Genomic DNA, 26,150 nt, shown 5'->3' on the forward strand with positions numbered 1-26,150 from the left:
ACCCGGCGAGGACACAATTGCATCCTCACCGGGCAAGGCGGCCGGTCAATTGAGCCGGTACGTCACTGCGAAGTGCGCGGTGACGGCGAACGGCTTGGTGTCCGCGAAGTGCTCCCGGAAGTCGGGGACGTCCACCTTGCAGTGCTCGACAGAGACGGCCCGTCCCACGCCCTCGGTCGTACGTCCCACCCTTTCCGGCCACAGCCTCACGGAGCAACATCCCCGGTGCACTGGCGATCTGCACGTCGGGCCACACGTTGGTCACGACCTCGATCACCATGCGCCGGACACGCTTGTCTTGCGTCTTGCTGAGCACCTTGTGGCTGACCGACTTGGCCCAGGCCCGACCCTCCATCTCCTCGCCGGACTCGTACAGTCGGGGGGTGCGTCCCTGACCCGTGACTGCGTTACGGAGGGTGTTCCGGGTTTCGCCCTCGAAAGCGCGGAAGTCCGCATCTTCCGGCTCTCGGGTCAACACCGGAACGGGCAGCCAGGCGCGCTGCACCGTGACGCTGGCCGGGTCCTGGCAGTAGTCGCCGTGGTCGATGCTGGACCACATGCCGACCTCCATGGCGTAACCCCACTCCCGGCAGGCACTCTCGATCATCTGTCCATCCAGCTCTGCGAACAGCGGCGGCGGCGGACGGAACAGGATGATCATGAGCTTCCCCGACAGGATCCCGCCGGTGTTCTTCCCGGCCTTCTCCTGCAAGATGAACAGCACCGGGTCGCCGTTGTCGTTGGGCTTGACGTCGGTGGCGAGGGTGACCACCTGCACCGGCAGACGCCCGGCGTACAGCTTCCTGAGGACGTCGGCCAGGACGTCGGCAACGGCGGTGTCGTCGTTGATCAACGCACGCTCGGCCCGCTGGACGCCGGCCTCACACCCCTGGACCAGTAGTGCGGCGACCTCAGCAGCGGCGGTCGTACTCAGCCACTCGGCAGTCAGGGCGTCCACGTCGGTCATGCTGGCCCTGCCGCTGGTCAGGCAGGTGCGGAAGTCCTCAGCGGCGGTCTGACGCTGCTCTTGCTCAGCCTTGGCCTTGGTCACTGCGGCCTGGGCATCGGCCAGTGCCGCCGGGACAACTCGGCCGGGGTCGGGTCGGTCTTGGTCATGTTCTCTCCGGTGTCGGTGGTCGCGGTCGGCGTCGTGGTCTTGCGGGTTCTCGCGCTGGCCTTCCTTGGCGTGCTGGTCGTCGGTGGCGCGGTGGTCCCCGGGTGGAGGTCGTCGGCACTGATCAGCAGAATTCCGTTATGCGGCATTCGTTGACTCGCCTTCTGTCTGTTGTTCGCCGGCTCCGGAATTGGGGACGGATCCCGTTTCTGCGCAGGACTGATAGACCCTGGTTAGGGTTAGAGTGCTGGGATTGGTTAGAGCTCTGTTGCTCTAGACGATGGGCCTATGGGCGGGCGGGGCCCCGCCCCATCCTCTAGTCGTCCTGCTCGACTAGGTCATGGTCGCTGTTGCTCAAGGGGAACTGGTCCATCCCCTAGTTGTCCTGTTCCACCAGGGATAGACCTGTTGGGAGCGATAGTGACCCCAACGCTTCTATTCACTTCGCCGCTGCCATAGAGACGAAGTGCCGCCGTTCCGTAGGTCACGAGGGACACTGCCTCTTTGCCTGCCTTGGATACTTGTCGTCCAGACCAAGAAGATAATCAAGAAGGGGGATACCTGAGAATCGGCCGATACCCTGATTTACCAGGGGTTTCGGCCTCAGCGGGCACTTAGCCCTTGGCCCTACAGGTCAAACGCTTTGGCCCTCAGGACCAGGGAACGGGGAAAACCTTGGCCTGTAAGGCCAAAGTCAACCGTGCACGGGACAAAGCTTTGGAGCACCCTTGCCCTTCTGGAAGGCATGCCGCCCCAAGACCAAACAACGGACAGTCGACTCCTCGGTGATGAATCCCAGACGCTTGGCCGCTTTAATTGCGTCGGACACGCTGTCTTTCCGCGCCACCAATACCTCCCCGGTAGCCGTGTCAACTCGCCCCGGCACCTCCGCCAGTTCGCCTGGTCCGAACACTGCGTGCCCAGCCGAATCGTGCCGCCCTATCGCGGCGAATAAGATGCGGACAGCCAAGGGGGTCACCTCGGGCCTTTTTGCCCACATTCCCATTTCCCGCTGGCAGTAGGCACCCCAGGGCGCATCTCCTGCGAAAGCGATGCCGGGGACGAATGAGGCGGTCACTCGTCGTTCCGCTTGGTCATCCGTGCAGCCGCTTCCGCGAACGACACCCGCCGCTGTGTGGTCTCCGGAACGGGCGCGGGCTCCCTGGGGCTCCGGCGCTTGCGTGCTGTTGCTCGACCACCGATGAGCCTCTTGGAGTTGACCCAGGACCGGGCGTGTACATCCCACACGTCGTCGCCGCGCTTTGCGAATGCGATGGGTATGCGGTGACCGGTCCCACTGCTGGCGGTCATCAGCACGCTGATCACTGAGCCGATGGGGAGGCTTGTCAGGTACTCCCCGGTCAACACGACGTCGTGTGTGTCATGTTCGTTCGTCCACGCTGGTCCCTTACCGATTCCACTTTGGGTGTCGCCCACGTTCTACCCCTCGCCGTTGTTTGATTCCTGATCGTTGTTGGGGGTGTTCATGAGCCCCCTGTATGGCCGCTCAGTGCCCGCGTCAGCTCGCCCGGGTGTGGAGGGATGGGCGGAGCTGAGACGGGCATTGGCGACGCGCCCTGTCCGGTGGGAGGCGCTTCCAACCGTTCCGCGTCTCACCCGCCCAGCTCTCCACCCTGGGACGACACCGGGGGCAGGGGGGACGGACTGCGTTACACCCCAGGGCGTGCGCCCACCCGGCCTGACCGCTGCACGGGTCACAGCTCAGGACGGTCCGGTACTTGGCCATCCATCCGTCGGTGCGCTGTGCCTGCCGGATGGTCTCGGGCTCCGTGGTCGCCATGCGGTGCCCGAGCACTCGATGCGACCAGCGCTGACGAACGCCACCAAGTCGTGCAAGGCATACAACGGGGTGCGGGTGCCCGGAGGAACGTGGTAGCTCGGCCCCCGCCCGGCGCTGGCGAGGTTGGACAGCGTGCCTACGGCAAGGCCGATGAACGCTGCCGCCTCCTTGCGACGCAGGTACACGGGTGGTGCGTCGTTGTCCCTGTGGTGGCTGGTCTTGGCCTTGTCTCGTGTCACTGGGTGATCCCTTCTGGTGTAGGTGGGGACCGGGCGACATGGGTCAACCCGGCGGGCTGCAAACTTCCTACCGGGAGCGACAAATTGGCATAGCTCCGCCTCGGTGGTGAATCGGTGTAGTTGTGAGGGGGCACCCGGCGAGGGGCTTACTCCCTGAGGGAAACCTTGCTCGCTCGACGGCCTGACCAGCGGTGCGTCCGGCTCGCGACAAACTTGCCACGCGTAGTGATGGGGTAGCAAGTGTGCAGCGGGGGCGATCCGACCGGATGTCGCATCTGCCCAGGTCGGCGGTTAGAAGGGTGATTTAGCGGCGAGTCGCAACAGTCACAGGAGCATCAGGGACGGCGAACGAGGTCCACGTCTGTCGGCTGGCGCGGGACGTAAAAGAAGCCTTCCGGCGTCTCGGGTCGGTATTCCACGACCTCATGGCGGTCGCTCAGGCGAGCCAAGAAGTTGGCGTGACGCACCGCGTCAGGCCCACGGACCGACTCGCCTGTGGCTCGGCGTCGACCCTCTAGGCGGAGCATCTGCAAGGGGTAGGCCCACCGGTGCCGCTCCTGCACCTGCCAGGGGATCAGGTCTAGGTCCCGGGTCGTGCGCGGGGCCATTCCCTTCCTGCGTCGGAAGTTCGCCCACAGGCCGATCGTGGTCTCAACGCTGTACTTCTCCCGATACAGCGCGATCATCTCTTCGTAGGTCTTGCCCTCCGCGAACCACCGGAAGACCTCGCCCTCGTCCACGATCTTGCTCGCGGGCATCTACTACTTCTCCCGGATCGTATGGACGGTGTGGATCTATGGCTACAACCTTCCCACCGTGGTGCACGGTGATCAAGCTAGACGGGTCCCGGGGACCGCCGTGTCCGATCCGACACTTACTCGACACTTTCGTCGTGTGGAGGTGGGGTCACGGGACGGCCCAGATCGTTGCTGTGCGGTGCTGACCTAGGCATGCGGGTCAAGTCGTGAACGTCCGTGACGGGTTGCCCTCTACTCCGCGGGTTGTGGGTTCGATCCCCACGGGGCCCACCGAGCAGGCGACTGACCGGTCAGGCGGACGCCTTTCCGGCGGCGGGCGCCAGGACCGTGTCCAGCCAGTCGAACGCAGCGTCCCAGAAGACGACCGGGGCCATCCCCTCGCAGTGCCCTCCGGCGCCCTCGGCCTCCGTGAAGAGCCGGAACTCCTTGGGGCAGCGGAGGTGGTCGAAGAGGACCTTGCCCTGGCCGGTCGAGATCTCGTCGGTCTCGTTGTCGGTGACGAAGGTCGGGCAGACGACCCGGCTCACGGTGTCGGCGTTGGTGTAGCGGAGGACGTCGGCGAAGTACGCCCGGACGCCGGTCACCCCGTGGGTCGCCATCCGGGGCCCCAGGACCGCCGTCATGCCGGGGACGTCGAGCAGGGCGTCGAACTGCGGATCGGCGGCCGGGTCGTGCACCCGGTCCACCAGTGGGCCCAGCCGGGCGGTGAGTGCCGCCCCCAGGTCGTACTGGCCGGGATCGACGACCATCGCCGCGAGCCGGTGCTCCCCGGCGGCGCCCCGCGGCGCGATCAGACCGCCGAAGGACCGCCCGACCAGGACGACGCGGTCGGGATCTACCTCGGGGCAGGCAGCGACGGCGTCGAACATGGCCGGCACGACGTCCTCCCAGTCCGGCCGCATCGGGACCCGCCGGTCGTACAGCATCGCTCCCTGGCCGGGGCCGTCCAGCACGGCGACGGCGTACCCCCGGTCCAGCGCAGCGGGCACCGCGGCGTAGAGCTCCTCCGCGGTGCCGTCGTAGCCGCCGATGTGCAGGATCGTGGGGCAGCGGTCGTCGGTGTGGCCAGGGGTGAACAGGTAGCCCGATGCTGCGCCGGACAACACCTGCGCCGGATGACCGACGTGGCTCAGCGCCGAGCGGAACGCCTGCACGCTGGACGCGTACCCGCTGCGGAGCTCGCTCCCGTCCAGGTCCTCCCGGTGGAAGAAGAAGGCCTGGCGGAAGTACTCCGCCGCGCGCAGGTAGGCGCCGCGGGCGCTGACCCGGTGCCCGTCCTCGGCCGCCTGATCGGCCTGGCCGACCAGCCGGGTCGCAAACCCCGACCATGCTCGGTACCAGCTGTCCCGGTCGCCGGGGGTGATCCGTCCGGCGATGGCCAGGCACTCACCGACGTCGCCCATGCCCGAAGCGGCCTTCCCGACACTGCGCTGCAGCTGGCCGTCCAAGGGGACGTCGTCGAAGTACAGCTCCACCGGCACCTCCTCGGACGGCCACGGAGGTGCGGCCGGGCGTTCGGCGCTGCGCCGATCAGGCTGGCACTGCGGGACCTCCCCGACAAGGTGCTCGGACGCGACCGGACACCGTCTCTTCTCGCGCGGTTGGGGTGCTGGTCGCCTCGGCGGGTGGTAACCCCGGCCGGTCCGCCCCCATGCTGGCGCGGTGGGCACCCGGAGACGTCTCCCGCTCCTCGTCGGCGGGCTGGCCCTGCTGCCCGCGCTGGTCGTGGCCCTGCTGCCCGGCGACGGTCCGGCCACTGCCGACTCCAACGCGGCCGCCGGGATCCCGGACCGGATGGCCGGCTACTCCTACCTGACCGGGGACGTGTCCGACGCGCCGCCGGGGCGCGCGCTCGCGCTGTTCCAGCACGGGTGGGGCGTGGAGTTCCTCGACTTCCCGCAGGCGGTCGTCGTCGGCGCCGATGACGACGTCTACCGGCGGGTCGACCTCGCCGAGGACCGGGCCGGCCCGGAGACCCAGGGCGACCCGGCGCCGATGCTGCTGTCCCCCGACGGCACCCGGATCGCGGTGGGTGACCACGACAGCGACCGGGCCGACCTGGCGCTGTTGGACCTGGAGACCGGCGACGTCGTCCGGCAGCCGGTGCCCGGGGCCCACAGCGCCCTCCCGGTCGCCTGGTCCCTGGACGGGCGGCTCGTCGCCCACCTGGCCGGCACGGCGGCCACCAACCCCTACAGCGGGACGCCGATCGAGGGGGACGTCGGCCTGCTCGACGTGTCCAGCGGTGCGGTGCGCACGCTGACGGGGGCCACCCAGGTGTCGACGGCGGCGTTCTCGCCGGACGGCAGCGAGCTCGCCGTGCAGCGCTCCGCGACCGCCGGCGGGACCCTGGAGGTGTTCGACCTCGAGGGCGGCGGACGGCGGACTCTCGACCTGCCCGCGGGGCACCACCTCGCCGGCGCGGACGCCTGGTCCCCGGACGGCGCGCTGCTGGCCACCTCCCGCATGCCGTTCCCGTGCCTGGACACGGTCCACGAGGCGCAGTGGACGGCGTGCCAGGGGGAGTGGGAGTCGATCCCCGACGTCCTCACGTTCGTCGCCGCGACCGACCGGCCCACGGAGGTGCCCGAGTCCCTGGACGGGGCGGTCGCCGCGTCTAGCCGGCTGCTGGGCTGGGTGTCGGCGCGCGAGGTGCTCGTCCTCTCCCCGCACGCCGACGACAAGGGCGGCGACCCCGTGGACCTGGCGGTGACGCGGGTGTCGCTGGACGACGGCGCCACCGAGCGGCTCAGCGTCGTCCCCACCGGGGCGGCAACTACGGGGCCGGGCGTTTCCAGCTGGCGACGGCGCTCGTGCCCGACCTGCAGGTCCGGCCGGCCGGGGAGCCCGATCGCGGCCGGTGGCCGACGCCGCTGCGGGTGACCCTGGCCCTCGTCGCTGCGGCAGCCATCGGCCTCACCGTGGCGCGGGCTGCGCCCCGCCGCTGACTGGCAACACCCCAAACGCTCGCCGACCGTCCTCATCCGGACAGCGCTCGTGGCGGCGGGTGAAAGGCCGTGGACCGCGATTCCGATACCTGCGGGGGCCGCATCAGGAATGGCGGGCGCAACATGCCGAAGTGCAATGCCCAGATCTGGATGACCGCACCGCGATCCAGGGAAATGCCAGTTCAGAGCCGTGTAGATGTCGACAAGGCGGCTGCTGAGAGGCCGGTCATCGACCGTTCGGGTGCCTTGCACAACGATTCGGTGACGGGACCGTGATGACGGTGTGAAAGCGCGTCGTCCGGCGCGTCGGGCGCCCTAGTTTTTGGCATGTCCGCGGCGCTTCCCCAGCCGCGACGGACCGCACCGAGGAGCCCCTTGTGACCACCGCGCTCGACCAGGCGCCGCCCCCGTCGTCCCGTTCCGGAGCCCCGGCGGAGGAGGAGCTGGACCTGGCCACCCTGCTCCAGCTCTTCGAGGCCGGCGAGGACGCCGGGGACGAGCCGAGGTCGGTGCGCGCCTCCCTGCGTGCGTCCGGCTCCTCGTTCCTCCGCTGGACGCGCGGCTCCTCGCGTCGGGCCGCGAGCTGGGGCGCCGTCCCCGGTGGGTGGCAGTGATGTTCATCTGGCCGGTGGTCGCCGTCGTCGGTTTCGTGGTGCTGGCCGCGCTCGTCGTGGCCCTCGCGCAGAGCTCGACCGCGCAGTACGAGTTCGAGCGCAACCAGGTGCAGGGCCAGCGCCGGCAGGCGCCGGCCGAGGCCGAGGCCGAGGTCGAGGCCGAGGTCGAGCTCGAGGTCCCGGTCGCGGTCGGCGCGGCGGCGGCCGCCGGCGGGCCGGCCGGCCGGGTCCAGCCCGCCGAGCCGGCCAACGCGGTGGCCCGGCAGCCGGTCCCGGCGCACGCCACGGCGACGCACCCGGCGGGCCGGCAGGGCGGTGGGCAGGGCACCCCGCCGGCCTGGTGGCTGGTCGAGGAGCAGGAGGACGGCGCCCGCGAACAGGTGCTGGCGGGCCCGTTCGCCGACCCGATCGAGGCCGACTGGCTGGCGCTGTCGGCGCCGTCGGGTGCGGGCCGGGCCGTCTACGGGGTGCTGCGCTCCGACGGCCGGCTGGTCCGCCGGCAGCTGCCGGCCGAGCGGGAGTGGCTCAGCGACCTCGGGGACCAGCTCGACCGGCTGCCCGAGGAGTGGGACGGGCCGCTGGCGGACGAGGACGAGCTCGTCTCGCTGGGGGTCGAGCTGACCGCCGCGCTGGTCGAGGCGGGGCTCCAGCTGCACGACTGCGCGGGGGAGGGCCCGGCCGGCGGCGTGTGCCTCACGCCCGAGCCCGGGCACCCGGGTGTGCTGGTCAGCTGGCACCAGCACGACCGGATGAGCCGCGACCTGGTCCGCGGGGTCGCTGCGCAGGAGGCGGTGCAGCACACGATGAACGCCGCGATCGCCGAGTGCCTGCTGCAGCTGGGCTTCGACGTCCAGCCGTTCGGCAGCGCCGGCTGCTTCCTGGTGGCCGTCGACCCGCACTGAGCGACCGGACGGCGGCCCGGCACGACCAGGCCGGGCCGCCGTCCCCATCCCGCCGCACGGCTGCGGCGGTCCGTCCGGCCATGAGGGGACAGCGTGGGTCTCACCGTCACCACCGGCAGCGCGGCCAGGAGCGCCGCCCGGGTGCTGGCGACGAACGACCAGGCGCTGCGCACGTCGCTCGAGCGGCTCTCCTTGGGCCTCCGGATCAACCGGGCGGCCGACGACGCCGCCGGGCTGGCCGTCTCCGAGGGACTGCGGTCCCGGATCGGCGGGACGGTCCAGGCGCTCCGCAACGCCCGCGACGGCATCAGCGTGCTGCAGACGGCGGAGGGCGCGCTGCAGGAGAGCGCCGCGATCCTGCAGCGCATGCGCGACCTCGCCGTCCGGGCGGCCAACGACGGGGCGGTGGACGCCGCGGGCAGGTCCGCCGTCCAGGCCGAGCTCGGCCGGCTGCGGGACGAGCTGGACCGGATCGCCGGCACCACCACCTCGCACGGCAACGCCCTGCTGGACGGCACCTGGGACCGGCTCTTCCAGGTGGGCGCCGGGGTGGGCGAGACGATCGGGCTGCGCCTGGGCACCGGCACGGACGCCGTGGCGCTCGGGCTGGCCGACGTCGACGTGACCCGGGGCGAACCGGCGGTGCGGGCCACCCGGGCGATGGGGCCGGACGGCACGGACAGCCCGACCGCCGCCGCGCTGGTCTTCGAGGGCGTGACGCTCGTGGCCGGCGGCGTCGCCTCGCTCACCGGCACCATCTCCCTCGACGGCCTCAGCCTCGACCTCGGCGCGGTGGTCCACCCCGACCCGGAGGGCGACGGCGTTCCCAACGCGGAGGCCGTGACCCAGCTGAACGCCGCCGCGCGGGCCGCCGGCTTCGGCTGGCCGCACGACCCGTTCCTGGACGACGGCGACGACCTCCTCTTCCGCGGCCCGCTGCCCGCTGCCGACGCAACGACGGCGGACCTGGCCGCGGCCACCCCGGCGTACGCCCCGGCGACCGGCGCACCGCCGGTGACCGTGTCGACGGTGCCCGCGCTGCCCCCGGACAGCCCGGCGGCCGGTTCGCTCGTCCTGCTCGGCGCCGCCGCGGGCGGCCAGCTCGGCCGGCTCACCGGCACGGTGTCCGTCGGCGGCCGCGGCCTGGACCTGGGCCGGGTGCGCCTCGTCGACACCACCGGCGACCAGGTGGTCTCCACCGCGGAGGCGCTGGCGCAGCTGGGCGCCGCGGCGCAGGCGGCCGGCCTCACCAGCGGGGACTCCTTCACGGTGGTCGGCGAGGACGTCGTGTTCCGCGGTCCCGTGCCCGCCGACGACGCGACGGCGGAGGAGGTGGCCGCAGCCAGCCCGGTGTACCGCCCCGCCACCGGCGCCCCGGCCGCGATCCGCGCCGTGGACCGGGCGATCGGGCTGGTGTCGGCACAGCGGGCCGAGCTGGGGGCGGTGCAGAACCGGCTCGAGCACACGATCGGCAGGCTCGGGGTGGCCCTGGAGAACGCCACGGCCGCCGAGTCGCGGATCCGGGACACCGACATGGCCCAGGAGATGACCCGCTTCGCCCGCGGCCAGGTGCTCATCCAGGCCGGCACCGCGATGCTCGCCCAGGCGAACCAGTCGGCCCAGCGCGTCCTCAGCCTGCTGCAGCCCTGACCTGCGCCGACCCCTAGGAGGCGTCGGCCCAGCGCGTCCTCAGCCTGCTGCAGCCCTGACCTGCGCCGACCCCTAGGAGGCGTCGGCCCAGGACTGGACGACCGAGACGTCGAGCGGGAAGTCGACCGGGAACGAGCCGAACAGCAGCCGGCCGGCCTCCGCCGCCGCCCGGCGCACCGCCGCGGTCACCTCGTCGGCGAGGTCGGCGGGGGTGTGCACCACCACCTCGTCGTGCAGGAAGAACACCAGGTGCGGGCGGTCGGTGAGCTCCCCGGCGTCCCCGAGCTGCCAGAGCCGGTTGCGCAGGTCGGCCAGCCAGCACAGCGCCCACTCCGCCCCGGTGCCCTGGACGACGAAGTTGCGGGTGAACCGGCCCCAGGCGCGCCGGTCGCGGGCCCGGTCCTCCGGCGGCACGCCGTCGTCGGACGGTTCGAGGGAGCGCTCGGCCCACGCGCCGGTCGGCGGGGGCGAGCCGCGGCCGAGGAGGGTGTGCACGACCTCGCCCCGCTCGCCGGCCCGGGCGGCCTCCTCGACCAGGCCGATGGCCCGCGGGTAGCGGCGGGCCAGCCGGGGGAGCATCCGCCCGCTCTCGCCGCGGGTGCCGCCGTACATCGCGCCGAGCATGCCCAGCTTCGCGTCGCTGCGGCTGGGCACGGTGCCGCTGTCGACCATCGCCTGGTACAGGTCCCGGGCCCGCGCGGCCCCGGCCATCGCGGTGTCGCCGCTCATCGCGGCCAGCACGCGCGGCTCCAGCTGCGAGACGTCGGCGACGACGAACCGCCACCCCGCGTCGGCGACGGCCGCCGGACGGACCTGGGCCGGGACCGACAGCGCTCCGCCGCCGGAGGACGCCCACCGGCCGGTGACGACCCCGCCGGGCAGGTAGGTGGGCCGGAACCGGCCGTCGCGCACCCAGCTGTCCAGCCACGCCCAGCCGTTCGCCGCCAGCAGCCGGGACAGCTTCTTGTACTCCAGCAGCGGCGGGATGCCCGGGTGGTCCAGCTGCTCCAGCGTCCAGGACCGGGTGTCGGCGACCGGCAGCCCCGCGGCCTGCAGCGCCCGGAGCAGCTCGCCGGGGGAGTCCGGGTTCAGCTGCGGCGCCCCCAGGGCGCCGCGGATCTCCGGCACGAGCCGCTCCAGCTGCGCCGGCCGCTGCCCGCGCGGCGGCCGTGGGCCCATCAGCTCGGTCAGCAGCCGGTCGTGGACGTCGGCGCGCCAGGGCAGCCCGGCGTGCGTCATCTCCGCGGCCACCAGGGCACCGGAAGACTCCGCGGCGAGCAGCAGGGCCAGCCGGCCGCGGTGCGGCGCCGCGGCCAGGGCCGCCTGCTGCCGGTCGTGCTCGGCGCCCGGGTCGAGCCGGTCGGCCAGGTCGTCCAGGGCGAAGAGGGCAGGGTCCTCGGCGGCGACCGGCGCCAGCGCGTCCCAGGCGGCGGCGTCGTCCCCGGCGAGGAAGGCCTGGTCGACGAAGGGGGAGTGGCGCAGCAGCGCCCGGCTCAACCGCAGGTCCGTGCATCGCTCCACCCGCACCCCGGCCGCCAGCAGCTGCGGGTACCAGCGGGTGGTGTCGTCCCAGACCCACCGGGTGTGGGGGTGCTGCCGGACGAACCCGGGCAGCTCCGCCTCCGGCAGCCGCACCGGAACACCGGCGCCGGAGAGCGGCTGGGCGTGGACCTTGCCGGGCGCCGGGCGCACGAGCAGCACCCGCTCCGGGACGCCGCCGTCCCGCGCCGGCCCGCCCGAGCTCACCCCGTCAGTGTGCGGGACGGGTACGACGCGACCGCTCAGCTGCCGTACTGACAGGCCGGGCAGAGGCCGGTGTCGTCCGGCACGTCCTCCACCGGCACCACCTGGACGTACGTGCCGCACAGGGCCGGCACGTCCTCGTGCGACTCCATCGCCGGACGGCCGACGGCCGCGTCGACCGCGTGCAGCGGCCCGGCCAGCTTCTCGCCCACCGGGTCCTGCGCCGTCCGCCGGGCCCGCCCGATCACGTTCGCCATGGCCGCCACTCTCCCACCCGCGCCCGCGGGGCCCGGCCGGCGCATGGGACGGACCGGTCCCGGGCAGGAGCCGGGTCCGTCCCAGCCACGGACGCCGCACCGCCGCACCGCAGGAGCCACCGATGTCCCGATCGATCGCCGACCAGACCGTCGAGGAGCTCGGCGGGCCGGGCAGCGTCCTCACCCGCCAGCGCGCGGACCACGAGCAGCTGGACCGGCTGCTGCACGAGCTCGACGGCACCACCGGCACCGCGCAGGAGCGGGTGCTGCGCCGGATCGACCGGCTGGTGTTCAGCCACGCCTTCGCCGAGGAGACCGTGCTCTGGCCGGTGGTCCGGCGGGTGCTGCCCGACGGCGATGCGCTGACCCGCCAGGTCGAGGAGGAGCACCAGGAGGTCAACGAGCTGGTCGGCGAGCTGGAGACGCTCCCGCACGAGGACCCGCGCCGGGCCGCCGCGCTGTCCCGACTGGTCCAGGTGCTGCGGGAGGACGTGCGGGACGAGGAGGACGAGATGTTCCCCCGCCTGCAGGCGGCCGTGGACGTCGAGGAGCTGCGCCGGCTGGGCCGCCGGTGGCAGCTCATGCGACTGGTCTCCCCGACCCGGCCGCACCCGACCGTGTCCCGCCGTCCCCCGGGCAACGCCCTCTCCGGGCTCCCGCTGTCGGTGCTCGACCGCACCCGTGACCTGGTCGACGCGGGCGTGCAGCACGCCCCGGCCCGGGTCGCCCCGGCCGGGCAGGTGGTCAGCCGCGGGCTGGCCACCGTCGCCGGCTGGGTGGAGCGGGTGCCGGCGGCCCGCCGCGGCGACGGCGGCCAGTCGACCAGCCGGTGAGTGGCGTCGCCGGCCGCGTGGTCTGATCGCAGGGACACGGTCGGCACCGCCGCCGGCCGACGACGCGAGGGAGTCGCATGTCCGGCAGCTCAGGCGAGGTCCAGCTCGAGGTCTCCGACGGCGTCGCCGTCGTCACGCTCAACGCCCCGCAGCGGCGCAACGCGCTCACCCCGGCGATGGCCGCCGAGCTGATCGCCACCTTCGACGAGGTCGACGGCCGGGACGACGTCGGCGCCCTCGTGGTCCAGGCGGTCGGGAGGTCCTTCTGCGCCGGCGGTGACGTGCAGACCCTGACCGACGCCGGCCGCGACCCGGCGGCGCCCGACGCCTACGCCGGGATGGGGGCCATCTACGACTCCTTCTTCCGGCTCGGCCAGGTCCGGGTGCCGACGATCGCCGCCGTGCGTGGCTCGGCGGTGGGCGCCGGGATGAACATGCTGCTCGCCGCCGACCTGCGCATCGTGGCCCGCGACGCCCGGCTGATCTGCGGCTTCCTCAAGCGCGGCATCCACCCCGGGGGCGGGCACTTCGTCCTGCTGTCCCGGCTCGTCGGCCGGGAGGCGGCCGCGGCGATGGCGCTGTTCGGCGAGGAGCTCGACGGCGAGGCCGCGGTGCGGCTGGGGCTGGCCTGGGAGACCCACGACGACGACGCCGTCGAGGACCGGGCCCGGGAGCTCGCCGCCCGGGTGGCCCGGGACCCGGACCTGGCCCGGCTGGCGGTCGGCAACTTCCGCAAGGAGACCGGCCCGCCCGGGGTCAGCTGGGAGATCGCCACCCAGTTCGAGCGCCCCGCGCAGATGTGGTCGATGCGCCGGCCGACCGACTGAGGACGCACGACGGCCCCCGGTCCAGCTGGACCGGGGGCCGTCGGACGACCTGCTGGGTGCGATCAGGTGGTCTGCTGACGCTTCGGCTCGTCCCGGGCGTCGAGCTGGATCTCCTTCTCCGCGCGCGGGACGCCGGCCTTCAGCTCCGTCGTCCGCTCCATCTCGGCGTCGAGCTCGATGCCGAACAGCAGGGCGAGGTTGATCAGCCAGAACCAGATCAGGAAGATCACCACACCGGCCAGCGCCCCGTAGGTGGCGTTGTAGCTGCTGAAGTTCGCCACGTAGAAGGCGAACAGCGCGGAGGCCACGACCGCCACCAGGATGGCGACGCCGGCGCCGGGGCTGACCCACTTGAAGCCACGCAGCTTGGCGTTGGGCGTCGCGTAGTAGAGGACCGCGATCATCAGGGCCAGCAGCACCAGGATGACCGGCCACTTGATCCAGGTCCAGATGGTCAGCACGGTGTCGCCCAGGCCGATCGCCTGGCCGACGGCGTCGACCACCGGGCCGCTGAGCACCAGCATCGCCAGGATCAGCGCGGCGAACAGGATGCCGATCAGCGTGACCAGCAGCTGCAGCGGCTTGAGCTTCCAGATCTTGCGGCCCTCGCGGGTCTCGTAGACCACGTTGGCCGCCCGGGTGAAGGCGCCGACGTAGCCCGAGGCCGACCAGATGGCACCGAACAGACCGAGGACCAGGCCGAACCCGGCCGCACCGGAACTGCCGGCGACCTGCTCGATCACCGGGTTCAGCGTGTCGGCCGCCTGCTCGGGCACGACCTCGGTGAGCGCGGTGGTCAGCTCTTCCGGATCAGTGAGCAGGCCGACGATCGAGGCCAGCGCGGCGAGGGCGGGGAAGAGCGCCAGCACGCCGTAGTAGGTCAGCGTGGCCGCCCAGTCGGTCAGCCCGTCCTCGCTGAACTCCTTCAGCGTGCGCTTGAGCGTGCCGCCGGTGGTGGTCTTCGTGTCCGCACCGGTCGGGGCGAAGTCGGCCCGCTCGTGCGTGATGTTGTCGTCGTCCGGCGCGATGTCTCGCTCCGGGTCGTGCTGCGCCGTGTCGCTGCGCGCCCCCTCGCGGGGGTCGCGCGCACTGGCTCCGGCCATTCGTGGCCTCCGGGGGTGTGGCGCCGTCATTGTCGAGCGCTGGATGCCCCGGCGAGGCCCCCGGCACTCCTCCAGCGGGAGAGAAACCGGCACCGGGCGGTCCCGGGTGCCGCGCGGGGTCGGCCGGTCGGCCCACCTGCCACGGCCCGTGCGAGCAGCGTCACACCTCGATCGGGTGAACATCGCGTGTGCCGGGGTTCGCGGCGGGCGGGACCGGGCAGTGGACCCCGGACGGAAGTCGCCGGGCGCGTCCCGGCGAGCCTCGACGAGAAGCATGGAGAGCGACAGATGGTGTTCTGGCCGGCACTGAGCCTGATCGGGTTCCTGGTCCTCACGGCCCTGGTGATCGCGATGGGCACGCAGTCCACGGCGCGGTACGAGGCGGAGAAGCGCGCAGCCTCCGGTGCGCGCACTCGGCACGCGGTCGGGGAGTCCCGGAGCCCGCTGCCTGCGAACGCGGTCTCCTGACCCGCCGGCGCCCGACCCGGCGCCGCTGAACTGCCCGACGACGGCGGTCCTCCTCCCGGAGGGCCGCCGTCGTCGCGTTCAGTACCAGTCGCTGCGCATCTCCAGCACCGTGGTGTCCAGCGAGGCCAGCAGGGCCAGCTGCGGGCCCACCTTGGGCAGCTCCCAGCGCTGGAAGTACCGCGCGGCCTGCCGCTTGCCGGTGTAGAAGTCGCCGTCCCGGCCCTCGGTGGCCAGGGCCTGCTCCAGCCACAGCCAGCCGACGACGACGTGGCCGGCCGCCTCCAGGTAGACGCTGGCGTTGGCCAGCGCCACCTGCGGGTCGCCCTGCCCCCACAGCGTCGCGGTGACCGCCCCGAGCTGTTGCACCAGGCCGTCGAGCTGCTCACCCAGGTCGGCCCACGGCGTGCCGGCGGCCCGTGCGGTGGTCGCCGCGATCGTCTCGCCCAGCAGGCTCAGCCCCGCCCCGCCGGACATGACGACCTTGCGCCCGAGCAGGTCCAGCGCCTGGACGCCGTGGGTGCCCTCGTGGATCGGGTTCAGCCGGTTGTCCCGGTAGAACTGCTCGACCGGGTAGTCGCGGGTGTACCCGTAGCCGCCGTGCACCTGGATGGCCAGGTCGTCGGCGGCCAGGCACCACTGCGAGGGCCAGCTCTTGGCGATCGGGGTCAGCATCTCCAGCAGCAGGTGCGCCCGCTGCCGGTCGGCCTCCTCCTCGGCGGTGCGCTCCTCGTCGACCAGCCGGGCGCAGTACAGGCCCAGCGCCAGCCCGCCCTCGACGTAGGACTTGCCGGCCAGCAGCATCCGCCGGACGTCGGGGTGCTCGATGATCGGCACCGGCGGCGCCGACGGGTCCTTGCCGGTCAGCGGCCGGCCCTGGGTGCGGTCCCGGGCGTAGTCCAGGGCGTGCAGGTACCCGGTGTAGCCCAGCCCGGTGGCGCCCATCCCGACGCCGATCCGCGCCTCGTTCATCATGTGGAACATGTAGGTCAGCCCGCGGTGCTGCTCGCCGACCAGGAAGCCGACGGCGCCGGGCTGCCCGCCGGGGGTGTGCACGCCCTCCCCGAAGTTCAGCAGCGTGTTCGTCGTCCCGCGGTAGCCCATCTTGTGGTTCAGGCCGGCCAGGACGACGTCGTTCCGCTCGCCGAGCGACCCGTCCTCGGCCACCAGGAACTTCGGCACGATGAACAGCGAGATGCCCTTCACCCCGGCCGGCCCGCCGGGCACCTTCGCCAGCACCAGGTGGACGATGTTCTCGGTCAGCTCGTGGTCACCGGCCGAGATCCACATCTTGTTGCCGGTCAGCCGGTAGCTGCCGTCGTCCTGCGGGACGGCGCGGGTGGTGATGTCGGCCAGCGACGACCCGGCCTGCGGCTCCGACAGCGCCATCGTGCCGAACCAGCGGCCCTCGGCCATCGGCGGCACGTAGGTCTGCACCTGCTCCGGCGTGCCGTGGGCGACGAGCAGGTTGGCGTTGGCCATCGTCAGGAACGGGTAGGCCGAGGTGCCGATGTTGGCGGCCTGGAACCACACGTGCACCGCCTGGTTCACCACCGCCGGCAGCTGCAGCCCGCCGAGCTCCTCGGGCAGCGCGGCCGCGTTCATCCCCGCCTCGGCGAAGACCCGCAGTGCCGCCGCCACCTCCGGGATCAGCACGACCTTGCCGTCGACGACGTGCGGCTCGTTCTCGTCGGCCTTCCGGTTGTGCGGCGCGAACTGCTCGGTGGCGATCTGCTCGGCCAGCTCCAGGACGGCGTCGAACGTCTCCCGCGAGTGCTCGGCGTACCGCTCCCGCTTGGTCAGGCTCTCGACCTGCAGCCACTCGTGCAGCAGGAACTCGAGGTCACGGGGGGACAGGACGAGCGACGAGCGCACGGGGGCTCCTAGGACGACGGCGGTGTCGGTGGGGCGGGCGGCCGGCCCCCTCCCAGGTTAGGCGCCCACCGCTGGACGTCGACGGTGCTCGGTGACCAGCCTTCGCGGACCCTCGTGCAGCGTGTCGCACTGTGCGGGGTTGGGCACCCGGCGGCTCCGGGTACGTGGGCGACCATGCCCCTTTCAGACATCCTGGCCCGTGCGGCCGGGCTGGCCTCCGAGGCCGGCAGCGGCGCGCTCAAGCAGCTCCAGCACGTCCGGCTCCCCGGTGTCGGGCAGGCCTCGGCCACCGACGACCCGGAGACCGCCGCGCGGCGCTGGAGAGCGGTCACCGTGCTCACCGACCCCGAGCAGCTGCGGACCAGGACCCCGGAGCCGCTGGCCCGGTTCGGGGACCGGGTGGAGATCCGGGTGACCCCGGCCCCGGGCGAGCGCGGCGCCGAGCTGGCCGCCCGCTTCCGGCACCGGGCCGGGGAGGACGAGCTGGGCGAGCTGCGCTCGGCGCTGCGGGAGGCCAAGCAGCGGATCGAGACCGGTGAGGTGCTGCGGAACGAGCCCCAGCCGCACGGTCACCGCGCCAAGACCCCGCAGGGCAAGGTCCTGGACGGGATGGACGAGCGAGCAGCGAAGGAGGGCGTGCTGTGAAGGCCGCGACCTGGACCGGCGTCAACGAGGTCTCCGTCGAGGAGGTGCCCGAGCCCACGCTGCTCAACGACCACGACGTGATCCTGAAGATCAAGCAGTCGGTCACCTGCGGGTCGGACCTGCACCTGCTGGGTGGCTACATCCCCTTCATGCGGGCCGGTGACGTGCTGGGCCACGAGTTCCTCGGCGAGGTCGTGGAGGTCGGGTCCGCGGTGCGCGACCGCAAGGTCGGCGACCGGGTCGTCGGCGCACCGTTCGCCGCCTGCGGCAACTGCTGGTACTGCAAGCAGGAGCAGTACTCGCTGTGCGACAACGGCAACGCCCACCCCGGGATCACCGAGGGGCTGTGGGGCCAGAGCCCCGGCGGCTGCCTCGGGTACTCCCACGCCATGGGCGGCTACGCCGGCAGCCACTCGGAGTACCTCCGGGTGCCCTACGGCGACGTCGGCACGTTCGTCGTCCCCGAGGGCGTCTCCGACACCCGGGCGCTGTTCGCCTCGGACGCGGCCTCGACCGGCTGGATGGGCGCCGACCTGGCCGGCACGAAGCCGGGCGACGTGGTGGCCGTCTGGGGCGGCGGCGGGGTCGGGCAGATGGCGGCGCGGGCCGCGATGCTGCTCGGTGCCGAGCAGGTGGTCGTCGTCGACCGCATCCCCGAGCGGCTCCAGCAGGTGCGGGAGCACGTGGGTGCCGAGGCCATCGACTACTCCAGCACCGACGTCCTCGCCGAGCTGCGGGAGCGCACCGGTGGTCGCGGCCCCGACGTCTGCATCGAGGCGGTCGGCATGGAGGCGCACAGCTCCGGTGCCGCGGGCGTCTACGACCAGGTCAAGCAGCAGCTGCGGCTGCAGACCGACCGGCCCACCGCGCTCCGTGAGGCGGTCATGGCCTGCCGCAAGGGCGGGAGCATCTTCACCCTCGGGGTCTTCGCCGCGATGGTGGACAAGTTCCCGCTGGGCGCGCTGATGAACAAGGGCATCACCATGCGCGGGGCCCAGGTGCACGCCCAGCGCTACATCCCCGAGCTGCTGGAGCGGATGGAGCGGGGAGAGCTGGTCACCGAGCACCTGGCCACCCACGTGCTGCCGCTGAGCGAGGCGCCCCGCGGCTACCAGATGTTCAAGGACAAGGAGGACGGCTGCGTGCGGGCCGTCTTCACCCCCGGCAGCTGAGCGGAACTCCCCCGGGGCAGCTGAGGGGCCCGTCCCCGGCCGTGTCAGGCTGGGGGCGGGCCCGGCACCGGGCTCCCGGACGAGCACGCCGTACCCGGACAGCGACAAGACGGTGTACCAGGAGGTCCGGTGTACTGGCTCGTCCTCGTCCTCTCCGGCGTGCTCGAGGCCGTCTGGGCCACCGCCCTCGGCCGGTCCGAGGGCTTCTCCCGGCTCGTGCCGACCGTGGTGTTCGCCGTCGGCCTGGCCGGGAGCATGGCCGGACTCGCCTACGCGATGCGCGGCCTGCCCATCGGCACCGCCTACGCCGTCTGGGTGGGCATCGGTGCGGCGCTGACCGCCGGCTGGGCGATGTGGTCGGGGGAGGAGCCGGTCTCCGTCGTCCGGGTGCTGCTGCTGGCCGGCATCGTCGGCTGCGTCGTCGGGCTCAAGCTCACCCACTGACCGCGCCGCACGCCCCCGACCCCACCGGACGCACGACGGGCGCTGTGCCCGTGCCGGAGCACGTGCACAGCGCCCGGGGCGCGTGGGGGAGCGGTCAGTGCCGGCCGCGGACCCCGTCGGGCAGGTGGTCGGCGGGCACGCTCGCCAGCCCGCTGGGCTGACCGGCGGTCGCCTCGTGCCGGCCGCCCTCCGGCTGGTCCCCGTCCGGGTCCGCGGCCTCGTGCCGGCCGCCGGCCGACCCCGTTGCACCGGCAGCCGGTGCGGCGACCCGGTCGCCGTCCAGACGCCGGTCGGTGCGGTCGGCGTCGTCGACCGGCGGCTCCACCGACGTCGGTGCCGCGACACCCGCGGCGTGTGCCGTCGCGGTGGCCGGGTCGTCGGTGACCTCGCGGGCGCCGGCCTGCTGGGCCTGGATGCCGGACTGGGTGCGCAGCTCCAGCTGGGGCAGGAAGAGCAGCACGAAGAACCCGAGGGCGACCACGCCGGCGGCGATCAGGAACACCAGGTCGATCGAGTCGGCGAACCCGGCCTTGAACGGCAGGGCCACGGCGCTGGGCAGCTCCTGGATGAAGGAGGTGTCCGACAGGTCGGCCGCGTTGCCGGCCGCCGCCTGCAGCTGCGGGGCCAGCGCCGGGTCGGCCGCCGCGGCGTCGGAGACCCGGCTGCCGATGTCGGTGGGCAGCCGGGTGAACAGCACGGACAGGAAGACCGCCGTCCCCAGCGTGCCGCCCATCTGGCGGAAGAACGTCACCGAGGAGGTGGCGACCCCGATCTCCCGCGGGCTCACCGCGTTCTGCACCGCCAGGATGACCGGCTGGAAGTTGAAGCCCAGGCCCAGCCCCAGCAGCAGCATGAAGGGGAACATCGCCCAGACCGAGGTGTCCGCGCCGACGATGAACGACAGGGACACCAGCGCGGTCACGATGAAGACCACGCCGACCAGGGGGAAGGGCTTGTAGACGCTGGTCCGAGCGATGACCTGGCCGGCGATGATCGAGCCGGTCATGATCCCCATGACCAGCGGGATCATCTGCAGCCCGGCGACCGTGGGGCTGGAGCCGTGCACGATCTGCAGGTACTGGGGCAGCAGCAGGATGCCACCGAACATGCCGGCGCCGAGCACCACGCTGCTGAGGCTGCTCACCGCGAACGTGCGGTTGGCGAACATCCGCAGCGGCAGCAGGGCGTCGTCCCGGTAGGCCCGCTCGGCGAGCACGAAGAGCACGAACCCGACCGCGGAGAGGGCGTAGCAGACCAGCGCCCCGGTGCTGGCCCAGCCCCACGTGCGGCCCTGCTCGGCGACGATCAGCAGCGGCACCAGGAAGGTGATCAGCGCCAGCGCGCCGGGGAAGTCGATCCGGTGCTCGCGCTTGGTGTGCGGCAGGTGCAGCACCTTGAAGACGACGGCGAACGCCAGGAGGCCCAGCGGCACGTTGACGTAGAAGATCCAGCGCCAGCCGGTGATGCCCAGGATCGAGGACTGGCCGGCGAGGAACCCGCCGATGACCGGGCCCAGCACGCTGGAGGTGCCGAAGACGGCCATGAAGTAGCCCTGGTACTTCGAGCGCTCCCGCGGCGGCACGATGTCGGCGATGATCGCCAGCGCCAGCGACATCAGCCCACCGGCACCGATGCCCTGGATCGCCCGGTAGACGGCCAGCTGGTACATCGAGTCGGCCAGGCCGCAGAGCATCGAGCCGATCACGAACACGGCGATCGCGAAGAGGTAGAACGGCCGCCGGCCGTACATGTCGCTCAGCTTGCCGTAGAGCGGCGTGGTGATCGTCGAGGTGATCAGGAAGGCCGTGGTCGCCCACGCCTGCAGGTCGTAGCCGTTCAGGTCGTCGGCGATCGTGCGGATCGCCGTGGAGACCACGGTCTGGTCCAGCGCGGCGAGGAACATGCCGAGCAGGAGGCCGCCCAGGATCGTCATGATCTGGCGGTGGGTGAACGCCCCGGAGTCGTCGGGCGCCGCCGCGGCGGCCCGGGCGCTCTGGCGTTCGGCGCCGGTGGCGCGGTCGCTGGTCTGGGTCATCGGTCCTTCTTCTTCTCGCTGTCGTCCCTGGCGCTGCCAGCGGGGGCGCCCAGGGTGGGGAGGTGGTCGGTGAGGTCCTGGACGAACCGCTGCAGGGCGGCGGTGAAGGAGTCCAGCTCGGCGGGGGTCCAGCCGGAGGTGGCCTGCGCCAGGTGGGTGTTGCGCTCCTCGCGCAGCCGCTCCAGGGCGGCCTCGCCGGCGGGGGTCACGATGAGCCGGCTGGCCCGGCCGTCGCGCTCGTCGGCCACCCGGCGGACCAGCCCCTGGTCGACGAGCAGCGTGACGTGCCGGCTGACCGTGGAGGGGTCGGCGTGGACCACCTCGGCGAGCGCGCCCTGGCGGAGCGGGCCCAGCCGGGTCAGCGGGAACAGCAGCACGTGGGCGGCCCGCTCCCGGGCGTCCGGGCCGGAACCGTCGGTGGCCTGGGCCTTGAGCGCGTGCATCACCCGCATCAGCCGGGCGAGCTCGTCGCCCAGGGCGGCCCCCTGGTCCAGGTCTGGGGCGAGGTCGGTCATCGGTGCTCCGGGGGTCGCGGCGGGGCTGGGCAGCGCGACGGTGCGCCGGGAGAACGGTTGCACCATACAATCCGTTGCGCCATACACGCAACCAGTTGCAGCTTGCACACAGTGTGACGCCTGCGACGGTGACCCGGGAGGTGAGACCCTGGGAGGTCGCCCCCGTCCTCGAGGAACTGCGAGCACCCCGTGACCACCCCGCACGACGACCTCCGGTCCCGGCTGTCCGCACTCACCCTCGCCGACGAGCACCGGCTCCGCCGGCGGCTCGACGGCACCCGGCGCACCAAGGACCCGGCCGCCCGCGCCCGCCAGCAGGAGCAGATCGCGGCGGACGTCGCCACCGCCGAGGAGCGCATCGCCCGCCGCCGCGCCGCCGTCCCGGTGGTCAGCTACCCGGAGGAGCTGCCGGTCAGCCAGCGCCGCGAGGACATCGCCGCCGCGCTGCGCGACTCCCAGGTGGTCGTGGTGGCCGGTGAGACCGGCTCGGGGAAGACCACCCAGCTGCCGAAGATCCTGCTCGAGCTGGGCCGCGGGGTGCGCGGCCGGATCGGCCACACCCAGCCGCGGCGGCTGGCCGCCCGCACGGTGGCCGAGCGGATCGCCGAGGAGATCGGCTCCCCGCTGGGCGAGACCGTCGGCTGGAAGGTCCGGTTCACCGACGAGGTCGGCGACCGCACGCTGGTCAAGCTGATGACCGACGGCGTCCTGCTGGCCGAGGTGCAGCGCGACCGGATGCTGCGCCAGTACGACACGATCATCATCGACGAGGCCCACGAGCGGAGCCTCAACATCGACTTCCTGCTGGGCTACCTCGCCCGGCTGCTGCCCCGCCGTCCGGACCTGAAGCTGGTCATCACCTCGGCGACCATCGACGTCGACCGGATCGCCAAGCACTTCACCGGCCGCGCCGCCCCCCTCGACCACCAAGATGGCCATTCTGGTGGTCAGGGCGGCGCGGAGGTGCCGGTCGTCGAGGTGAGCGGGCGGACCTATCCGGTCGAGGTCCGCTACCGGCCGGTCATCGACCCCGACGACCCGGAGGCCGACCCGGACCGCGACCAGGTCTCCGCGATCGTCGACGCCTGCGCCGAGCTGGTCGCCGAGGGGCCGGGCGACGTCCTGGTGTTCCTCGCCGGCGAGCGCGAGATCCGGGACACCGCCGAGGCGCTCGCCGGGACGACGGAGCGCAACGGCACGCCCATCGACGTCCTGCCGCTGTACTCCCGGCTGTCGGCCGCCGACCAGCACAAGGTCTTCCAGGCGCACACCGGACGGCGGATCGTGCTGGCCACCAACGTCGCCGAGACGTCGCTGACGGTGCCCGGCATCAAGTACGTCGTCGACCCGGGCACCGCGCGGATCTCCCGGTACAGCCATCGCACCAAGGTGCAGCGGCTGCCGATCGAGCCGGTCAGCCAGGCCTCGGCCCGGCAGCGCTCGGGCCGGTGCGGGCGCACCAGCGAGGGCATCGCGATCCGGCTGTACACCGAGGAGGACTTCGACGCCCGGCCGGAGTACACCGACCCGGAGATCCTGCGCACCAACCTCGCCTCGGTGCTGCTGCAGATGGCCTCGCTCGACCTCGGCGACGTCGCCGACTTCCCGTTCATCGACCCGCCGGACCGGCGCGCCGTCGCCGACGGCCTCGCGTTGCTGGAGGAGCTCGCCGCCCTGGACGGCGCGGGGAAGCTCACCGAGACCGGCCGGGCGCTGGCCGCGCTGCCGCTGGACCCGCGGATCGCCCGGATGGTCGTGGAGGCCGACCGGCGCGGGGTGCTGGAGGAGGTGCTGGTCATCGCCGCGGGCCTCACGGTGCAGGACGTCCGGGAGCGCCCGGCCGAGCACCAGCAGGCCGCCGACGAGCTGCACCGGCGCTTCGCCGACGAGAACTCCGACTTCCTCGCCCTGCTCAACCTCTGGCAGTACCTGGCGGAGCGGGCCGAGGAGCTGTCGGGCAACCAGTTCCGGCGCACGGTGAAGAAGGAGTTCCTGCACTACCTGCGGATCCGCGAGTGGCAGGACCTGCACGGCCAGCTGCGCAGCACCGCGCGCCGGCTGGGCATGACCACCGGCACGCTGGCCCCGGCCCCCGACGAGCGCGGGGTGACGGCGTCCCTGCTGGCCGGCCTGCTCTCCCAGGTCGGCATGCAGGCCGAGCCGGTGAAGGACCGCAGCGGCAAGCCGGGCCGGCCCGGCCGCGAGTACCTGGGCACCCGCAACACCCGGTTCGTGATCGCCCCGGGCACCCCGCTGGCGAAGAAGCCGCCGCGCTGGGTGGTCGCCGCCGAGCTGGTCGAGACCAGCCGGCTCTTCGCCCGCACGGTCGCCCGGATCGACCCCGAGGTGGTCGAGCGGCTGGCCGACCACCTGGTGCACCGGCAGTACAGCGAACCGCGGTGGGACGCCAAGCGCGGCTCGGTCGTCGCCACCGAGCGGGTCACGCTCTACGGCCTGCCGCTGGTGGTGGGCCGGCGGGTGCAGTACGGCTCGATCGACCCGGTCGTCTCCCGGGAGCTGTTCATCCGGCACGCCCTCGTGCAGGGCGAGTGGACGACGCACCACCGGTTCTGGGCGGAGAACCAGGCCGCGATCGAGCGGGTCGCCGAGCTCGAGGAGCGGGCCCGCCGGCGCGACATCCGGGTCGACGACGAGACGGTGTTCGAGCTCTACGACGCCCGGGTGCCCGCCGACGTCGTCTCCACCCGGCACTTCGACCGCTGGTGGAAGGAGGCCCGGCGGAGTCGTGCGGACCTGCTGACCTTCACCCCGGAAATGCTCACCAACGCCGCGGCCGCCGGCCAGGTGCAGGCCGAGGACTACCCGGACGAGGTGCACCTGACCCAGGGGCTGACCCTGCCGCTGTCCTACGCGTTCGCCCCCGGCGCGGCCGAGGACGGCGTCACCGTCGACGTCCCGCTGGGCGTGCTGGACACCCTGGCCGCGACGTCGGGGGAGTCACTGGCGTTCACCGTGCCCGGGCAGCGGGCCGAGCTGGTCACCGAGCTGCTGCGCTCGCTGCCCAAGCAGCTGCGCCGCGGCCTCGTGCCGATCCCCGACCGGGTGCGCGAGGTGCTGCCGCACATCGAGCCCACCGAGCCGTTGCTGCCGGCGCTGGAACGTGAGCTGCGCCGGGCGACCTCGGTCGTCATCCCGCCGGACGCCTGGCAGCCGGCCGAGGTGCCCGCCCACCTGCGGGCGACCTTCCGGGTGCTCGACGACCAGCAGCGCCCGCTGGCCCAGGGCAAGGACCTGACCGCGCTGCGGGCCGAGGTGGCACCGCAGGCCCGGGCGAGCCTGGCGCGGGCGGCCTCCACCTACGAGCGCACCGGCCAGACCGGCTGGACCTTCGGTGACCTGCCCGCGACGGTGGAGGTGCAGCGCGGCGGGCACGTCGTCACGGCCTTCCCGGCGCTGGTCGACGAGGGCGAGACGGTCGGCGTCCGGGTGGTGGCCACCCAGGCCGAAGCGACCCGGCTGGGCTGGCGCGGCGCGCGGCGGCTGCTGGTGCTGGTCGCCGGGGCGCCGGTCAAGCAGGTGGTCAAGGGGCTGGGCCCGCGCAGCCGGCTGGCGCTGCAGTTCAACCCGGACGGCGAGATCCCCGACCTGGTGGCCGACTGCGTGGACGCCGCCGCCGACGAGCTCATCGCCGCAGCCGGGGGACCGCCGCGCACCGAGGCCGCGTTCACCGCGCTGGTCGCCTCGGCGCGGGAGCAGTTGCTGCCGCTGACCTCCGACGCCGTCCGCCGGGTGGAGGCGGTGCTGACCCAGGCCCGCGAGGTCGCGATCGCCATCGGTGCCGCGCCGGGACGCCGGGTGCCGGAGGCGGCGATCGCCGACCTGCGCGCCCAGATGGGCGGGCTGCTGCACCGCGGGTTCGTCGCGACCGCCGGCCGTCGCCGGCTGCCGGACCTGGTGCGGTACCTGACCGCCATGGCCCACCGGCTGGAGAAGCTGCCGGCCAACGCCGCCCGCGACGAGCTGTGGACCGCGCAGGTGGCCGCGGTGGCGGCGGAGTACGCGCAGCTGCGTGCGGCGTCCCCGCCGTCCGGGGCGCCGGACGACCCGGTCACCCGGGTGCGCTGGATGATCGAGGAGCTGCGGGTGGGGCTGTTCGCGCAGACCGTCGGCACGCCCCGGCCGATCTCCGAGCAGCGGGTCTACAAGGCGATCGACGCGATCAGCGCCTGAGGACGCCACCGCCTGCGCG

At 72.9% G+C, this 26,150-nt stretch carries 21 protein-coding genes and 1 riboswitch; of the genes, 11 read left to right on the forward strand and 10 right to left on the reverse strand.

Features of this window, described 5'->3' with window-relative positions; all coding sequences use genetic code 11:
* Positions 1–25: 25 nt before the first annotated feature.
* The 4 genes from FB380_RS09120 to FB380_RS09135 form a co-directional block, all read right to left on the reverse strand.
* Positions 26–1,051 carry a hypothetical protein gene (locus FB380_RS09120; protein ID WP_166754792.1) on the reverse strand — a complete coding sequence of 342 codons (1,026 nt, stop codon included), beginning with the start codon at positions 1,049–1,051 and terminating at the stop codon, positions 26–28.
* Positions 1,052–2,188: 1,137 nt separating this feature from the next.
* The gene (locus FB380_RS09125; RefSeq protein WP_166754793.1) at positions 2,189–2,482 is read right to left on the reverse strand and encodes a hypothetical protein; all 294 of its coding nucleotides are present in this window, start codon (positions 2,480–2,482) and stop codon (positions 2,189–2,191) included.
* A gap of 1,007 nt (positions 2,483–3,489) precedes the next feature.
* Positions 3,490–3,912, reverse strand: a complete 423-nt coding sequence (locus tag FB380_RS09130) for a hypothetical protein (protein WP_166754794.1) — start codon at positions 3,910–3,912, stop codon at positions 3,490–3,492.
* Between the two features lie 290 nt (positions 3,913–4,202).
* Positions 4,203–5,387, reverse strand: a complete 1,185-nt coding sequence (locus FB380_RS09135; protein ID WP_166754795.1) for an alpha/beta hydrolase family protein — start codon at positions 5,385–5,387, stop codon at positions 4,203–4,205.
* Positions 5,388–5,574: 187 nt separating this feature from the next.
* On the opposite strand from FB380_RS09135, the gene FB380_RS09140 reads away from it, so the two are divergent.
* The 4 genes from FB380_RS09140 (at position 5,575) to FB380_RS25945 (ending at position 10,026) form a co-directional block, all read left to right on the forward strand.
* Complete coding sequence (locus FB380_RS09140; protein ID WP_166754796.1) at positions 5,575–6,795, forward strand: WD40 repeat domain-containing protein; 1,221 nt, start codon at positions 5,575–5,577, stop codon at positions 6,793–6,795.
* A gap of 442 nt (positions 6,796–7,237) precedes the next feature.
* Positions 7,238–7,474, forward strand: coding sequence for a hypothetical protein (locus FB380_RS09145; protein ID WP_166754797.1), 237 nt, complete (start codon positions 7,238–7,240; stop codon positions 7,472–7,474).
* Positions 7,474–8,376, forward strand: a complete 903-nt coding sequence (locus tag FB380_RS09150) for a hypothetical protein (protein WP_166754798.1) — start codon at positions 7,474–7,476, stop codon at positions 8,374–8,376. The genes FB380_RS09145 and FB380_RS09150 overlap by 1 nt, the downstream gene beginning before the upstream one ends.
* A 93-nt stretch (positions 8,377–8,469) precedes the next feature.
* Positions 8,470–10,026: a flagellin N-terminal helical domain-containing protein gene (locus tag FB380_RS25945; RefSeq protein ID WP_166754799.1), complete on the forward strand. Its 1,557-nt coding sequence runs from the start codon at positions 8,470–8,472 to the stop codon at positions 10,024–10,026.
* A gap of 72 nt (positions 10,027–10,098) precedes the next feature.
* On the opposite strand, the gene FB380_RS09160 is transcribed toward FB380_RS25945, so the two are convergent.
* Both FB380_RS09160 and FB380_RS09165 read right to left on the reverse strand, forming a co-directional pair.
* On the reverse strand, positions 10,099–11,772 hold the full coding sequence (locus tag FB380_RS09160; protein WP_229681842.1) for a bifunctional 3'-5' exonuclease/DNA polymerase: 1,674 nt from the start codon (positions 11,770–11,772) through the stop codon (positions 10,099–10,101).
* A gap of 35 nt (positions 11,773–11,807) precedes the next feature.
* Positions 11,808–12,026, reverse strand: coding sequence for a hypothetical protein (locus FB380_RS09165; RefSeq protein ID WP_166754800.1), 219 nt, complete (start codon positions 12,024–12,026; stop codon positions 11,808–11,810).
* Positions 12,027–12,148: 122 nt separating this feature from the next.
* On the opposite strand from FB380_RS09165, the gene FB380_RS09170 reads away from it, so the two are divergent.
* Together FB380_RS09170 and FB380_RS09175 are read left to right on the forward strand one after the other, a co-directional pair.
* Positions 12,149–12,859 (forward strand): hemerythrin domain-containing protein, encoded by a 711-nt coding sequence (locus FB380_RS09170; protein ID WP_166754801.1) that lies wholly within the window; start codon positions 12,149–12,151, stop codon positions 12,857–12,859.
* A gap of 77 nt (positions 12,860–12,936) precedes the next feature.
* Complete coding sequence (locus FB380_RS09175) at positions 12,937–13,686, forward strand: enoyl-CoA hydratase-related protein (protein WP_166754802.1); 750 nt, start codon at positions 12,937–12,939, stop codon at positions 13,684–13,686.
* Positions 13,687–13,748: 62 nt separating this feature from the next.
* Here FB380_RS09175 and FB380_RS09180 read toward each other — a convergent pair whose 3' ends face one another.
* Entirely contained in the window at positions 13,749–14,789 is a 1,041-nt protein-coding gene (locus FB380_RS09180; protein ID WP_166754803.1) for a YihY/virulence factor BrkB family protein, read from the reverse strand.
* Positions 14,790–15,077: 288 nt separating this feature from the next.
* Between FB380_RS09180 and FB380_RS09185 the strand changes: the two genes are divergently transcribed.
* The gene (locus tag FB380_RS09185) at positions 15,078–15,257 is read left to right on the forward strand and encodes a hypothetical protein (RefSeq protein WP_166754804.1); all 180 of its coding nucleotides are present in this window, start codon (positions 15,078–15,080) and stop codon (positions 15,255–15,257) included.
* Positions 15,258–15,335: 78 nt separating this feature from the next.
* Here FB380_RS09185 and FB380_RS09190 read toward each other — a convergent pair whose 3' ends face one another.
* Positions 15,336–17,129, reverse strand: coding sequence for an acyl-CoA dehydrogenase (locus FB380_RS09190; protein WP_166754805.1), 1,794 nt, complete (start codon positions 17,127–17,129; stop codon positions 15,336–15,338).
* Positions 17,130–17,303: 174 nt separating this feature from the next.
* Here FB380_RS09190 and FB380_RS09195 point away from each other — a divergent pair, with 174 nt between their 5' ends.
* The 3 genes from FB380_RS09195 to FB380_RS09205 all read left to right on the forward strand — a co-directional run bounded on the left by FB380_RS09195 (position 17,304) and on the right by FB380_RS09205 (position 19,390).
* A complete protein-coding gene (locus tag FB380_RS09195) occupies positions 17,304–17,774 on the forward strand; it encodes a hypothetical protein (RefSeq protein WP_166754806.1) in 471 nt (156 codons plus the stop codon).
* A complete protein-coding gene (locus FB380_RS09200; protein WP_166754807.1) occupies positions 17,771–18,946 on the forward strand; it encodes a zinc-dependent alcohol dehydrogenase in 1,176 nt (391 codons plus the stop codon). The genes FB380_RS09195 and FB380_RS09200 overlap by 4 nt, the downstream gene beginning before the upstream one ends.
* Before the next feature lie 54 nt (positions 18,947–19,000).
* Positions 19,001–19,065, forward strand: a riboswitch (guanidine-III (ykkC-III) riboswitch).
* Between the two features lie 10 nt (positions 19,066–19,075).
* Positions 19,076–19,390 (forward strand): DMT family transporter, encoded by a 315-nt coding sequence (locus tag FB380_RS09205; RefSeq protein WP_166754808.1) that lies wholly within the window; start codon positions 19,076–19,078, stop codon positions 19,388–19,390.
* A gap of 94 nt (positions 19,391–19,484) precedes the next feature.
* Here FB380_RS09205 and FB380_RS09210 read toward each other — a convergent pair whose 3' ends face one another.
* Both FB380_RS09210 and FB380_RS09215 read right to left on the reverse strand, forming a co-directional pair.
* Positions 19,485–21,425: an MDR family MFS transporter gene (locus FB380_RS09210; RefSeq protein WP_166754809.1), complete on the reverse strand. Its 1,941-nt coding sequence runs from the start codon at positions 21,423–21,425 to the stop codon at positions 19,485–19,487.
* Positions 21,422–21,940, reverse strand: coding sequence for a MarR family winged helix-turn-helix transcriptional regulator (locus FB380_RS09215; protein WP_166754810.1), 519 nt, complete (start codon positions 21,938–21,940; stop codon positions 21,422–21,424). The genes FB380_RS09210 and FB380_RS09215 overlap by 4 nt, the downstream gene beginning before the upstream one ends.
* A 189-nt stretch (positions 21,941–22,129) precedes the next feature.
* Between FB380_RS09215 and hrpA the strand changes: the two genes are divergently transcribed.
* Entirely contained in the window at positions 22,130–26,131 is a 4,002-nt protein-coding gene (gene hrpA / locus FB380_RS09220; protein ID WP_166754811.1) for an ATP-dependent RNA helicase HrpA, read from the forward strand.
* The last annotated feature ends 19 nt before the right edge of the window (positions 26,132–26,150 follow it).

The organism is Modestobacter marinus, from assembly GCF_011758655.1.
GTDB lineage: Bacteria > Actinomycetota > Actinomycetes > Mycobacteriales > Geodermatophilaceae > Modestobacter > Modestobacter marinus.

Excerpts from the sequence above, each read along its gene's own strand:
- FB380_RS09175 (WP_166754802.1), top strand. The coding sequence starts at position 12,937 with ATGTCCGGCAGCTCAGGCGAGGTCCAGCTCGAGGTCTCCGACGGCGTC.
- FB380_RS09180 (WP_166754803.1), bottom strand. The coding sequence starts at position 14,789 with ATGGCCGGAGCCAGTGCGCGCGACCCCCGCGAGGGGGCGCGCAGCGAC.
- FB380_RS09150 (WP_166754798.1), top strand. The coding sequence starts at position 7,474 with ATGTTCATCTGGCCGGTGGTCGCCGTCGTCGGTTTCGTGGTGCTGGCC.
- FB380_RS09195 (WP_166754806.1), top strand. The coding sequence starts at position 17,304 with ATGCCCCTTTCAGACATCCTGGCCCGTGCGGCCGGGCTGGCCTCCGAG.
- FB380_RS09210 (WP_166754809.1), bottom strand. The coding sequence starts at position 21,425 with ATGACCCAGACCAGCGACCGCGCCACCGGCGCCGAACGCCAGAGCGCC.
- FB380_RS09165 (WP_166754800.1), bottom strand. The coding sequence starts at position 12,026 with ATGGCGAACGTGATCGGGCGGGCCCGGCGGACGGCGCAGGACCCGGTG.
- FB380_RS09215 (WP_166754810.1), bottom strand. The coding sequence starts at position 21,940 with ATGACCGACCTCGCCCCAGACCTGGACCAGGGGGCCGCCCTGGGCGAC.
- FB380_RS09170 (WP_166754801.1), top strand. The coding sequence starts at position 12,149 with ATGTCCCGATCGATCGCCGACCAGACCGTCGAGGAGCTCGGCGGGCCG.
- FB380_RS09130 (WP_166754794.1), bottom strand. The coding sequence starts at position 3,912 with ATGCCCGCGAGCAAGATCGTGGACGAGGGCGAGGTCTTCCGGTGGTTC.
- FB380_RS09185 (WP_166754804.1), top strand. The coding sequence starts at position 15,078 with ATGGTGTTCTGGCCGGCACTGAGCCTGATCGGGTTCCTGGTCCTCACG.